Genomic DNA, 12,109 nt, shown 5'->3' with positions numbered 1-12,109 from the left:
AGGATGCCCGGTGCGACTGGTTCGGTGCCTTCGCCGGTGCTGGCGCGATCGCCCAGGACGCCGTCAAAATGGCCGTGATAGGACTTGCGGAACACCGCAATCTTGGACCGTTCGCGCAACAGGCGCGCCAGCCGCATGGCGGTCATGACCGATTCGCTGCCGGATTGGCAAAACAGCACGCGGTCCATGCCGGTCATCTCGCACAGCATCTGGGCGACGTCACCAGAGAGCGTCGAACGGGTACCGAGCGCCAGGCCGCTTTCTGTCTGCCGATGGATTGCGGCTTTCAGGAAAGGTGCACCGTGTCCGAACAGATTGACGCCGAAATCCATCGAAATGTCGATGTATTCGTTGCCATCGACATCCCATACGCGCGCGCCGTCGGCGCAGGTGCCGGTAATCGGGTACACCAGTTCCTTGATCGAGGGTCTGAAGCCAGCCGATGCGCGCACATCGGCAAAGCGCAGGCGGCGCTCATCGGCTAATTGCTTCGATGCCGCCGTGCGGGCGATGTAAGCCTTGGAAAACGATGCATAGTGGGCAGTTTGCAGCGGATTGACGGCGCTCTGGGGAACGGAGCTGGCCACGGCGATGGTGGCATGCGGCAGCTGTTTGACAGCGCTGGCAACTGCGTGCGGGGCGGAGGTTGCAACCGATGCCGCCAATGCGGCGGGGAAAACGCTCGCGGTTACCGGATAAACGCTTGCAGCGCTGCGCAGCGCCGCATTCTGGCTATTAATCACTTGCTGTACCAGCGCCAATTGCTGCTGGAACAAGATGTTGTAGCCGCCAGCCTCAGTCGCTGGATGCGCGTCTGCAACATGTTCCGCATGGCCGGCCATCGGCAGCAACTCGGCGGCAGGCGCAATCGCGGCCGGTTGCGGCGACAGTGGGCTGATTGGGCTGGCCTGCGCCAGGTAGACGCTCAGACGATCGATGGTATCGAGTTCATTGAGCAGTTGGCGGGCGCTGATTTTTACCCCGTATTTGGCTTGAATGCCGCGCATGGCTTCAGCCAGCATCACGGAATCGGCGCCCATTTCCACGAATGGCCGATCGGTCTGCAAATCGGCCGCCGATTCGCCCAGGGCCTTGGCGATCTGGTTCACCAGATCGGTCCGTAATTCCTGCGCATGCGTATTGGTGCCCTGGATTGTCGGCGCCGCAGTTGAATTGGTAACTTGATGCATGAATGGCTCCAGCTGTGAAGTGGTTGGCGTAGTTGCAGTGGAAGCTGCGGCAGCTGGATGGTTTGGCTGCTGCCGGTATGGCCGGTCGAATCCGGCCCAGTCGATGGCGATGCCGGCGCCATGTAGCGCCGCCACACTGTCAAGTATGGCGTGCCAGTCGTTGCCGTCGCCATCTAGTGAATTGAGCCAGGTAGCGGCAACGCTGCCGGATACGCTCTGGCCGATAGCGGACAAGCTGGCGCGCGGTCCCAGTTCCAGGAACAGGCGATGGCCGCGCGCCAGCAGGGTCTCGACACCTGTTCTGAATTGCACCGTGCTACGCGCATGCCGTGCCCAATAATTGCCGTCCGGCGCTTGTTGAAAAAAGCCGCCGCTCAGATTTGAAATGACCGGTAATGTATTGCTACGCCATTGAACCTGATTCGCCAACGCGGTGAGGCGCGCCAGCACCGGTTCCATCAGCGGTGAATGGAATGCCGCCGCAACATCCAGCATTCGCCAGCGGATGCCGCGCGCTGACAAAGCCGCCAGCGCCTGTTCGACCGCACCGGCGGCGCCGGCCAGCACGCAGCTCTCGGGGCCATTGTCGGCAGCCACAGCCAGCAATTCTGGCATGCTGGCAACCAGAGCCGAAACGATATCAAGCGGGGCCTTGATCGCCACCATCCTGGCGTTGTACGAAGTTTCTTGCATCAGCACACCGCGCGCGGCAACCAGCGACAACACTTGATCGAGGCTAGCCATGCCGGACAATGCGGCGGCGGTGTATTCGCCCAGGCTGTGGCCGATCAACGCCGTCGGCTTGACGCCCCATTCGGCCCATAGCTGCGCCAGCGACCAGCTCAGGGCCACCAGCGCCGGCTGTGCGTAGCGCGTTTCACGCAATAAGTCAGCGCCGGCTTCGGCGCTGAACAGTAACTGCGCCAGCGGCAGGTCCAGCGATGTTTTCAGTAGATCGGCACAGTACTCGATTGCATCGCGGAAGCGCGGCTGGCTGCGATACAGTTGCGTACCAGCGCCGGCAGTCAGGCCACCCTGGCCGGTAAGCACGAACACCACGCCTTGTTCGCCGGCTTGCGGCGAGACTGCAGGTTGTTCGATGAACCGTTGCAATCCACGTTGCAGCTCGCCCGGCTCGGCGGCTGTAATAGCAGTTGCTACCGTGGTTGGCGACGAAGAGAGCCGCAGCAGGGAATTGGCCGCATGACAGAAATCCGCCAGCGATTGTGGCGGCAACCCTTGAGATTGGGCCAGTACACGCTCAGCTTGCGCGGCCAAAGTGGTAACACTGTCGCCAACCAATGCATATACGTGACGAGGCCGCTCGGATTGTCTTCCCGGCATGGTGGCCTGGATGACCGGAGCCGAATCCTGTTGCAGCGCTTCGTCGGATGCGAACCAGCAGCGGCGGCGCTGCCAAGGATATACCGGCAGTTCGGCGAGTTTTCCAGCGGGCTGGAACGCTGTCCAGTCTAGTGCGTGTCCGCTGACATACAGCCGGGCGCGGATCCTCGCAGCGATATCCTCATCGGCGATGGGCGCAAGATCCAGCATGCGCAGCCGTTCCGGCAGCTGCCCTTGTACTTCTGCAGCCGCCTCGCCAAGATGCAAGATATCCCAGCGGCCATTCAGCTGTTCCGGCAAGCGGCTCGGATCCAGCTCCTGCAATACCGTGTCTATGACAATCCCGGAGCGCAGCATTTCCGACTGTACTTCATGCCCGGCGGCGTACAGGGCAAGCTTGCGTGCGCCTGCGGCTGGGCGGCGCCCTTGCAGCAAGGCAGGATGGTCTTCGCCGCAGGCGGCGGCGGCCAAGGCCGCGACGAGTGTTTCCATGCGACCTGTAACAGCTAGCCGGTAATCCATGTGATCGCGACGCAGGGATGCAGTAAAGACAATATCTGCAGTCAGTTGCGGTGAGGCGCCGGCGAGCTGCTGTCCGAGTCGTCCGGCAAGCGAGCGCAAGGCGTCGGATGAGGCGGCGGAAAGCGGCAGCAGCCAGCTTGCGCCGGCATCCAGGTGTTCAGAATGGCTTTTTTGTTCAGGTGCGCCTTCAAGAATCACATGAGCGTTAGTGCCGCCAAAGCCGAAACTGCTGACACCAATGCGGACCGGCCGCTCGGAGACGATGAACGGCAGGGTAGAAGTGGCGACCTGCAACTTGAGGCGGATGAGATCGATATCCGGATTAGACTGGCGAAAATTCAAAGAGGGTGGCAAGGCGCTTTCACGCAAGGCAACTATCCCTTTCAGCAAACCGGCAATGCCGGCCGCGGCTTCCAGGTGACCGATATTGGTTTTCACGGAGCCGACCGCCAGCGGCGCGTTGCGAGTGGCGGAAAATACTTCGCCCAAAGCCTGCGCCTCGATCGGGTCACCCAACGGCGTGCCGGTGCCATGCAGTTCGACAGCATCGATATCCTGCGGTTGCAACCCGGCGTCGGCCAGCGCGGCGCGGATTACCGCGACCTGGGCGGGTCCGCTGGGAGCCGTCAGGCCGTTGGTGCGGCCATCCTGGTTGACTGCGGTGCCGGCGATCAACGCGAGGATGCGGTCTTTGTCGATCACAGCGAGGTCTGACCGTTTGAGAATCACAATGCCGCTGCCTTCGCCTCGCACATAGCCGTCAGCGCTTTCATCGAAGGTTTTGCAGCGGCCCTCGGGCGACAGCATCCTGGCTCCGGCAAAAATCTTCATCAGGTCGGGTGCCAGCAACAAATTCACGCCGCCGACGATCGCCAGGTCGATTTCCCCTGCACGCAGAGCCTGCACTGCCAGGTGGGTGGCGGTGAGGGAAGACGAGCAGGCGGTGTCGACCGCCATGCTGGGGCCGGCCAGGTTGAGAAAATAGGAAAGCCGGTTGGCGGCGATGCTGAAGGCGTTGCCGGTGCCGGCATAGAGATCAAGGGGTTGATCCCGGTTCATTTGCAGGCGGCTATAGTCGAATGTGGAAATGCCGATATACACACCGGTGCGGCTGCCAGCAAGAGATGCGCGGCTTATTCCGGCCGACTCCAACGCTTCGACCGCCAGCTCCATGACTAGTCGCTGCTGAGGATCCATCTGGTTGGCTTCGCGCTGCGCAACGCCAAAAAATTGCGGATCGAACAATTCCGGACTGGTGATCAATCCGGCTCTTTGCACGCCGTCGACTGCGATGGCACTTCTGTCGGCAGCGATACCGTGTACGGCTTCTTGCCCATTCAGTAGCAAGGCGCGCAAAGACGGTAAATCCGCGGCGCCGGGCAGACGGCAGGCAGCGCCGATGATGGCGATACGTTCAGCGCCCTTACTTTCGGCTAATCCTGGATCGTCATCACTAACAGCGTCTGATGCGTTTAATGCTTCCCATGGGAAGTCCTCATCCTGTAGTGCCGTCGATACCCCAGTGCCGGAATTTTGCATTTTGATTTTCGCTAATGGTAAGAGTGGCGCCAATTTTTCAAACAGGGATTGCGGCCGATCGCTTTCCTCGGAAGATTTTTCCGATATTTTTAGAAAAAAATCGAGGAAATAAACTACCGAGTCTGTTTAAATTCGCTCTTATTCAGGCCTGCATTTGACCTGACTTTGAAAAACAACATAACTCGTAAAATATACAGGTAGGTCTGTCTGGCTTGATAGGGCGAGCGCTTTTCCATGTGAAAAAACAAGGTGTGATCTGGAGCCAGCATGATGAAATACGGCTGCCCCCTGTATTTTTTGACAGCCATACAACGACAAACCCATGCAGTAGAATAAAAATCAGATTGGTATGTTTAATTGGGTCAATAGAATTTGATGAAATAAATGCATCGGCTACTTGACGTTGCCGTGAGTCCGCTCTGTCGAACCAATAAGCATTTCAACAGTCAATTTCAGTTTTTAGTTAATCAGCAGTTGAATCAAGGAAGAAAATGAAATTAACGCCATACGGATTATGTGTAAGAAAGATTCGCCTGGAGCTCGGTTTGGCGCTGAAAGATATGGCCGCATCCTTATCCGTAAGCTCCGCTTATCTGAGCTCCATCGAACTCGGAGAAAAAGCACTCAGTTGCAAAGTCGGAGACCAGGCGCTCGCATTTTTAGCGCCAAAAATCAGCGCAGAACAATATGATCAATTGCAGACGGCTCTCGCTCAATCGATGAAGGCCGTTCCAGTTTCGGAATTGCAAGCTGATGAGCGCAATCTCGTAGCCATCTTTGCACGTAGAATGAGCGACGGAAACGGGGTGCCCGAAGAGGTCTTGAAATGGCTGAGATCCGGAGAGGTGAATGATGACGCCAAGTCGTAGACCAAACTGTCTATTTGGCGACTGAAGAACGGCGATACCGCAGGCGATTCGCGGGAGACACCGAGAACGTCTAACTGGCCAGCCCAGTGAATATCAGGAGCGGATCCGACCTCAATGGACTCGCTGTTGTTTTGCGTTTCAATCTGACCCGCCACATTGACATCGAATGATGACCCACTGATTGGGTTAAAAAAGATGGTCAAGCCGATGCCTGCTCGTTTGCGCGCCGAATTGCCACGCTCTTACCTCGGAAGCCATAGGAATTGCGGCAATAGACGCCGCTACTTTAATCGTGAGCGATATAAATTCAATTGCTTTACTGGTCAAAGGCTAAAAAAATGGCCCGCTTATACAAAAGCAGGCCGCGGGTACCTACGCCGAGGACTTCCCAGTTGCCAGTCTTGCCTTTACCACCGATGGTGGGCCCTGGCGGCAGGGCGGCGACCCCATCTGGAAACACTGGCCGCGCGCAGCACGATATCGCGCACTCGCTGTTCGCCCAGGTCGTTGCCTAAATCTTTATCCAGCAATTGCAGGAAATGCCAGACCCGCAAAACATCTGTCAGCTGTACTGCCAGTCGCGCGTCGGCCAGCGTGGGCTTCAGCGCCAATGCAAACAGGGTTTGCCAGATATTGCTTTGTGCCGCCAACAAGGCGGGATCGCGCAGGAATGTTGCTACCGTTTGAGCAAGGAAAAATGGGCGAGAGCGAGTAGTTCATCACGGTCGATCGCACCGGAAATGGATTCGAGTTCGGCACGCCACAGCGGGAACTTATCCAGTGGCGGCGGCAGATCGGCAAGCTGGGTTATATATTTCGCAAGCTTATAGATACCGACATGCAGCTTGTCGATTAGCGCCTTGTTGAAATTCGTTCCGCCGTAGTTGTGTGGCAAGATTTTTCGCAGCTCAGCTGCACTTGCAGCCTGGCGAGCGCGAGATCGTTGGCCAGATGCTACGTACCAACGAGCAGTTTACTTTGGCGTCGGAAGTCGGTTTGAAGGAGGCTCGGTTGGAGGACTACATCGTCCACGCCTTGGTGGACTTTGATGATATCGACTACTTCGCTCATGCTGATTTTCTCTATGACCTGGCAGGGCAACAGATGCATCATCTGCTTGATTAGCTCTCCGAAGATGAGGCCCGTAGTGTGCTGGATCGGGATCGGGATCGGGGGCTGATTGCTATGGAAAGAAACGGCGCACATTGAAGCAGATCCATGAAGACCTGAAAGAATTGGGTTTTGAGGGATCTTATGACAGGGTCGCGGCGTTCGCGAGGGTATGGCGGGCGGGTCAAACTGACCGGGTCAATTCAGCAAGCAAACGAACACATTGGTATGTCGAGAGATCTGTCCTTGTTCCTCCTTGGGGAGGTGGCCCTTGTCGCCAGTACCGCATCGGTTCGGCGGAAAAATTCATGAACACAATGATGACATTGCCAAATACATTGGCAGTTCTCAGAACATTAGCTGGAGTTAGGCAAGTACAAGACACCAGTCGACGAAACGCTACAATGGAGGTGACATTCGATGACGGATTGATCGTGACGATTTTTCAAGGGACCAATCAGGATCACTTCGATATCTGGCTTCCTGAAAATGGAGGAGGTCTGGCGGCACGCCTTCTACCGTATTTGAGTACAGCTAGCGTTATGAAAACATTGACAGATTTTACCGCGAACGCGGCTTCAAAACGGTGATAGGAGAACAGGGTGTATATTCCTAAAACGACCCGAGTAATCTGGCGTTACGTCGCCACATTATTTATGCATTCCGATCGCATGCAGAGCCTTGGCAGCCAGTTCTACACACAGAAACTCGCAGGAAGAAGTCCGTATCGGTATTTTAAAGATGGCGGATTCCGGGGCTCTACCCTGCAGGGAGCATCATGATCAGCTTATCCTTGCAAACAGCTATCGCCGATGAACTACGAAAAGCAGTATTTCGAACGGCTGGCGAGCGTCTAGTGAACTGGTGGCGATTCAGTCGGCAGTATATTCGGCCATCATCGAGAGTGCAAAACGGACCTGTTTTGATGTTAAGAAATGCTAAGTTTTTGGAGCTATCAATGATGTCCTCAATGACCTCGCGATGCCCGAAGAACTGACGCAGGTACTGTCTTATATATCGTTGAGGTATTGGGTTCCACATAGCGCACTAATCGCGGCGCCAACTTTCTACATTAACCATTTGTGCTAGCAATGGACCTCTTGCCAAACTAGTGAGCGCGACACGCCGAGAAAACCAGTCTTCATCGCTGGCGATCGGTTTTCCCATGAACTAAAAATGCATTTTTACAAATTCTAGTCTGCAAAGTCTGTCGTCGAAATCATCCCAGACAACATTATCTTTAAGACTGCTTCTGTCGTTACTGCGAACTTCGCAAGATGAAACAGCGCCACAAGGTTTTCGGCAAGAGTGATAGATTTCTGAACAGTCTCAGGATCGGCATCGGGCGCGATCACAGGCATCATGTCAAGAACAATATCCCTGACTTCTTCGATAGGGGGTAAATTCAGTTTAAGCATACAGTTCCTACAGGAAAAATCGTTTGACCCAAGGCATTCTCAGTTCGCGATTTGATCTGAGAGCGCAAGGATTGTCGACATTAAGATGCGTATATAGTAGATATATATACAGTAGATGTAAATAGAGTAGATTAATGATCTGTAGATTTATGGGCAGAAGTAAGTGATTCTGCGTTGCCATGAGTAAATCCACACTAAAGCCATCATTACGCAAAAATTTCGCAGAAAATGTGCGCAATTTTCGTACCCTATTGGGTATTTCTCAAGAACGCTTGGCAGAACTTGCCGGATTTCACCGAACTTATGTTAGTCAAGTTGAACGGTGCGTTGCAAACGTCACCATAGACAATATTGAGAAACTTGCACACGCGCTTAACGTTAAACCAGCGACATTGCTAGAGCTTCCAATAATCCAGGACTAGTTCCCCATTTCATGAATCCACGAGAGGCAGCTTCACAGGCAGCTTGCGCCATCATCGCCAATCCGGGAAGTGCACCAGCACGACGTCGAACTCATCGCACACGGGATCTGTTCATCGGCGACTATTCCCGTTGCCAACTTGATTGCTTCATCAAACCCCATGCCATCGCCTTGCATGAGCTGCCATGCCATATTATTAGTGTGATGCAGTTCAGCAGCATCATGACCGGCATCAATATCTGACTGCACCAAGTCGAACCAAAAAATGCCAGCGACTTTTCAGCCGACTTCGCGTTACGTTCTGGAGCATGCTGTTTTTCTGGTGTTCCGTGTGTTCCAGATGTTCCACAAGCCGAGAACCCGGGGGGATGCTCGCTTGCACTGGAACACCTACCATACAAGCCATTTTTCCCCGTAGTGTTCCCGGTGTTCCTAGCATTGGATTGCGGAACACCTGGCACACTTTGATTTACTTCTGTGTTCCGTATCTTTATTCCGCCAGGATCTTTATATTCATTGGCTCCGCTGGCTGTTGGAACACATGGAACACCCGGAACACCGTCATTTAATATATGTTCAGATTTTGGTTTAAACGCATTAAGCCACATGACTACGCCTCCCACATTTTGGAAGTAAAAACGTAGCATCGTGTTTTTCCCATGTCCGGCAATCGCTTGCTTTGCGCTGCCTTCCCGGCACTGTCCGGTACAAGCCATCCAGCATCAATGAGCATCTTATTGACTGTTTTCATATCAAACCCCGCACATACGTCGCGCCTGTATGCCTCGGTCAGCACAAAATATTCCTGACCTGCATCTGACGTTGTTCTGAAACCGGCGCGATTGACTGTCACCCGACCTGACGTGTCTTTGATGTCGGAGAATCGCGATTCGCCGTGCGATTCAAAAAAAGCCTTCACGCTGGAGAGAATTGCCATTCTTTCCTGATTGCCCCCGCCACCACGACTATCCAGCCACGACTTAAAACACGTGGCCGCCGCCGCGACTGCATCGCCTTGCCGCCATCCGGTAATGCCTGCGCTGGTAGCGTATTCCCCAGCAATAGCAATAATCGCGAATCTACTACACACGCGCTCGGCTTGGCCGGCAGCGTCGCTAGGCAAATGAGCTGCAACAAAGCCGCTCATGGCTTGTTTTATTGTGACAGAGAATGCTTTCAGATCACGCGTCAGATGCTCCAAGAAAGCAATGGCGGGCGTGCCGTGCCAGGCCTGCGTTGACGCCTTGATCGCATCCGACAATTTAGCGCCGCCCTCATAGCCGTGCAATTCTTCAAATAAACCATACCCGGCACCAGCATCGGCAGCAACATCGATCATACGTACTTCTTGGCCCGCCTTCGCGATCTTGCCGCCATCGCGCATGTGCTGCACCAAGCCAATCTCGCCGGAACTGACGATCATCAATCGCCATGTCTTACGCTGCTTTGTCTCGCCCGTGCGTCCGGCACGTCCCTTGCCCGTGCCGTTGCCGATCATATAGACGATGCTGCCGACTTCTTTCGGCTCCACCTCCGCCATTTCATCTAGTATCAGCGCCGCATCGTTATGTAGGGCGCACGTGCCTTCCAGCGCATTTCCGGTCGCCCGCCAGCTTTGCTTAAATGAAGGACTGCCATATACTGAAGCCGCTACCTGTTGTGCTGTACTCTTCCCGGTTGAACTGCTGCCAACAAAGTGCAGGCCGCCTGACTCCTGCCCGGCGTGACGGAGGATCATTCCCGCAAACGCTGCCGACACCGCAAGGATCAATCTGCTATTTCCCATGCAAAGCCGTGCGACGTTCTCGCGCCACTGTTCAAGCGCTCCATTTTGCACATACTGGCATGCTGTCTTGTTTTCAGACTGATACAAAACAACCTCGTTACTGTCGCCAATGGTGCGATCTGGCATGACGAATACATCGTCAAACCATCCGGTTTGCTGGACACACCGCGCCCGTTCCTTCGGCTTGCTCTCGATCAGATACTCGGACAATCTGTTTTTTGCTGACAGACTAGCACCAATCTCCAGCCCAAGGCGGGACAACTCCCGCCGCACGTCTGCACCGTCGCCGGCCAGCATTTCCATCGGGATCGCCCATTGGTGCCGCACGCCGTCCGCGTCGTTAAACTCGATGACACGCCCCCAATTTTCTGAGGCACGATCCCGAATCATCGCTTTGACACGCATCGGTGCGCACACCCGTATCGACTTACCGGGCTTTTCATCGCTGCCTTCCGACGTATAAAAAACGCCGGAATTTGCAATACTAAAGCCATAAGGCAGGCCCGTTGTGCTCTGTACCGTTTTCCGTGGGGCCTTGCTTACCTTGGTGATTTCAGTAGCACCAATCAATGCGGCGCCGCTTTTAGTATCTGGGGTAGGAACGTTCTGCGCTGCCTCAATGCAATTGCGTACGGCGTTGACACCCTCGATCAAGTGCAAGTCGTTAAAGTCGGTAGGCCGATTATCGTCGCTCTGAAACTGCGGCACTGCTAGCACACCCGATACCGCATACGCTGCCCTCGTCGCGTGATCGCGGCCGGTATTGCTCGCCTCGGTGAAACGGTCGTTGTCGGCACATATAATAATGTGCATCGCTGGGAGTTTGGCACGGATGCTCTTCGCAACCGCCTCCAGATTTCCCGCATGAAATGCAATGGTAACGGGATAGCAGGTTGCCTGATGCAGGCTAGCGCCAGTAGCAAAGCCCTCACAGATGAGCACGGTATCGATAGGTTTGCCGCCGAAGCTGTAATACCCGCCCTCGATGCGCCCACCGCTCTTAAATTTTTTCCCGCCATCAGCGTCAATGAATTGCAGGCTGATGAGCAGGCCGTCTGCGTCGCGCACAGGAACGATCAAGGTACGGCGGTCTTTGAACTCTCGCAATCCAAACGGTTTAATCCCCTTGCGCTGGCAATATGGGTTATCGTCGGTCGCGTCTCGAGCCAAATACCATATTCTCTCGCATACCTGTGCAGCCGCTGCCTGGTGTGCCAGCTTCGCTGCTGCTGCCCGCTCGTTGACCCGTTTGATGCGATCACTATACTGTTGACGTTCCATCGGGGGCAAGGAAGTAACAGACTTACTGCACCATTTTTCGGACAGATCGGTTTTCCAGTCACCAAAGGCCCCTGCAGGTAAATCGTCATCATGTAGGATGTACCAAGCCGACTGCTTGCCGCGCTTGTCGTCTGGAGAATCAAAACGGTGTATTGCACCGTCCGCCACAATGTCGACAGGATGCAGATTATATGCCGCCAGTGCATCACGAAACTGCGTTGCCGTATCGATTAACAGGACTGCACTCATTCCACAAACCCATCCGCACGATAATTTAACGGGTCAGCAAAGAAACGATGAAGTTCGCGATTTTGATAAGCGGTGCAACGCTCGGAGAATTTCACCGGCTGCGGTGCTTTACCGGCGCGAACTAACTGCCGGAATTTCTCGCGGCTGAAGGGAGAAAATGGGGCGATCTGATTCCAGCGGCTCATGCCGTCCGCAGGAAGAGTTTTGCTAGTTGCTGCTGTGGGGTTTGCCATCGTTGCCTATCCTTTGCTTTGTACCGGGCTGGATGCCGGATTGAGGCAAATGTTAAGAACTACGGCGTGAGAAAAATAGCTCGGGAACTTATGAAAACTTATCCTCCAATTAGCATGAATAGGCAGGTAAGTTAAATGAAGTATTGA

At 54.8% G+C, this 12,109-nt stretch carries 10 protein-coding genes and 1 pseudogene; 4 read left to right on the top strand and 7 right to left on the bottom strand.

What is annotated here, in order from left to right; translation table 11 throughout:
• Positions 1-4,412: aminotransferase class III-fold pyridoxal phosphate-dependent enzyme (locus tag VNZ65_RS12285; protein WP_325669343.1), on the bottom strand; the 4,412-nt coding region annotated here is incomplete at its 3' end.
• Between the two features lie 674 nt (positions 4,413-5,086).
• On the opposite strand from VNZ65_RS12285, the gene VNZ65_RS12280 reads away from it, so the two are divergent.
• Positions 5,087-5,464: a helix-turn-helix domain-containing protein gene (locus tag VNZ65_RS12280; RefSeq protein ID WP_325669341.1), complete on the top strand. Its 378-nt coding sequence runs from the start codon at positions 5,087-5,089 to the stop codon at positions 5,462-5,464.
• 407 nt (positions 5,465-5,871) lie between these two features.
• On the opposite strand, the gene VNZ65_RS12275 is transcribed toward VNZ65_RS12280, so the two are convergent.
• Both VNZ65_RS12275 and VNZ65_RS12270 read right to left on the bottom strand, forming a co-directional pair.
• The gene (locus VNZ65_RS12275) at positions 5,872-6,117 is read right to left on the bottom strand and encodes a hypothetical protein (RefSeq protein WP_325669339.1); all 246 of its coding nucleotides are present in this window, start codon (positions 6,115-6,117) and stop codon (positions 5,872-5,874) included.
• Positions 6,118-6,140: 23 nt separating this feature from the next.
• Positions 6,141-6,359 (bottom strand): hypothetical protein, encoded by a 219-nt coding sequence (locus tag VNZ65_RS12270; RefSeq protein ID WP_325669338.1) that lies wholly within the window; start codon positions 6,357-6,359, stop codon positions 6,141-6,143.
• 11 nt (positions 6,360-6,370) lie between these two features.
• Here VNZ65_RS12270 and VNZ65_RS12265 point away from each other — a divergent pair.
• Both VNZ65_RS12265 and VNZ65_RS12260 read left to right on the top strand, forming a co-directional pair.
• Positions 6,371-6,655 (top strand): annotated as a pseudogene (locus tag VNZ65_RS12265) (type III restriction endonuclease subunit R); the annotation flags it as partial.
• A 227-nt stretch (positions 6,656-6,882) separates the two neighbouring features.
• Positions 6,883-7,164, top strand: coding sequence for a hypothetical protein (locus VNZ65_RS12260; protein ID WP_325669337.1), 282 nt, complete (start codon positions 6,883-6,885; stop codon positions 7,162-7,164).
• 603 nt (positions 7,165-7,767) lie between these two features.
• On the opposite strand, the gene VNZ65_RS12255 is transcribed toward VNZ65_RS12260, so the two are convergent.
• On the bottom strand, positions 7,768-7,992 hold the full coding sequence (locus VNZ65_RS12255; RefSeq protein ID WP_325669335.1) for a hypothetical protein: 225 nt from the start codon (positions 7,990-7,992) through the stop codon (positions 7,768-7,770).
• A 179-nt stretch (positions 7,993-8,171) separates the two neighbouring features.
• Here VNZ65_RS12255 and VNZ65_RS12250 point away from each other — a divergent pair, with 179 nt between their 5' ends.
• Positions 8,172-8,414, top strand: coding sequence for a helix-turn-helix transcriptional regulator (locus tag VNZ65_RS12250; protein ID WP_325669333.1), 243 nt, complete (start codon positions 8,172-8,174; stop codon positions 8,412-8,414).
• A 121-nt stretch (positions 8,415-8,535) separates the two neighbouring features.
• Here VNZ65_RS12250 and VNZ65_RS12245 read toward each other — a convergent pair whose 3' ends face one another.
• The 3 genes from VNZ65_RS12245 to VNZ65_RS12235 are packed head-to-tail and all read right to left on the bottom strand — an operon-like array spanning position 8,536 to position 11,962.
• Positions 8,536-9,060: a hypothetical protein gene (locus VNZ65_RS12245; RefSeq protein WP_325669331.1), complete on the bottom strand. Its 525-nt coding sequence runs from the start codon at positions 9,058-9,060 to the stop codon at positions 8,536-8,538.
• Complete coding sequence (locus tag VNZ65_RS12240) at positions 9,024-11,729, bottom strand: DUF927 domain-containing protein (RefSeq protein WP_325669329.1); 2,706 nt, start codon at positions 11,727-11,729, stop codon at positions 9,024-9,026. The genes VNZ65_RS12245 and VNZ65_RS12240 overlap by 37 nt, the downstream gene beginning before the upstream one ends.
• Positions 11,726-11,962, bottom strand: coding sequence for a transcriptional regulator (locus tag VNZ65_RS12235; RefSeq protein ID WP_325669327.1), 237 nt, complete (start codon positions 11,960-11,962; stop codon positions 11,726-11,728). Before VNZ65_RS12235 ends, VNZ65_RS12240 begins: the two co-directional genes overlap by 4 nt.
• Positions 11,963-12,109 lie beyond the last annotated feature (147 nt).

Origin of the sequence: Collimonas sp. (assembly GCF_035566555.1) — a bacterium.
Classification (GTDB): Bacteria; Pseudomonadota; Gammaproteobacteria; order Burkholderiales; family Burkholderiaceae_D; genus Collimonas.
This window is presented reverse-complemented; position numbering and strand designations above follow the sequence as displayed.

Bases quoted from the DNA above. Each gene is read 5' to 3' on its own strand.
- VNZ65_RS12280 (WP_325669341.1), top strand. From the start codon at position 5,087: ATGAAATTAACGCCATACGGATTATGTGTAAGAAAGATTCGCCTGGAG.
- VNZ65_RS12260 (WP_325669337.1), top strand. From the start codon at position 6,883: ATGAACACAATGATGACATTGCCAAATACATTGGCAGTTCTCAGAACA.
- VNZ65_RS12255 (WP_325669335.1), bottom strand. From the start codon at position 7,992: ATGCTTAAACTGAATTTACCCCCTATCGAAGAAGTCAGGGATATTGTT.
- VNZ65_RS12250 (WP_325669333.1), top strand. From the start codon at position 8,172: ATGAGTAAATCCACACTAAAGCCATCATTACGCAAAAATTTCGCAGAA.
- VNZ65_RS12245 (WP_325669331.1), bottom strand. From the start codon at position 9,060: ATGCTACGTTTTTACTTCCAAAATGTGGGAGGCGTAGTCATGTGGCTT.
- VNZ65_RS12240 (WP_325669329.1), bottom strand. From the start codon at position 11,729: ATGAGTGCAGTCCTGTTAATCGATACGGCAACGCAGTTTCGTGATGCA.
- VNZ65_RS12235 (WP_325669327.1), bottom strand. From the start codon at position 11,962: ATGGCAAACCCCACAGCAGCAACTAGCAAAACTCTTCCTGCGGACGGC.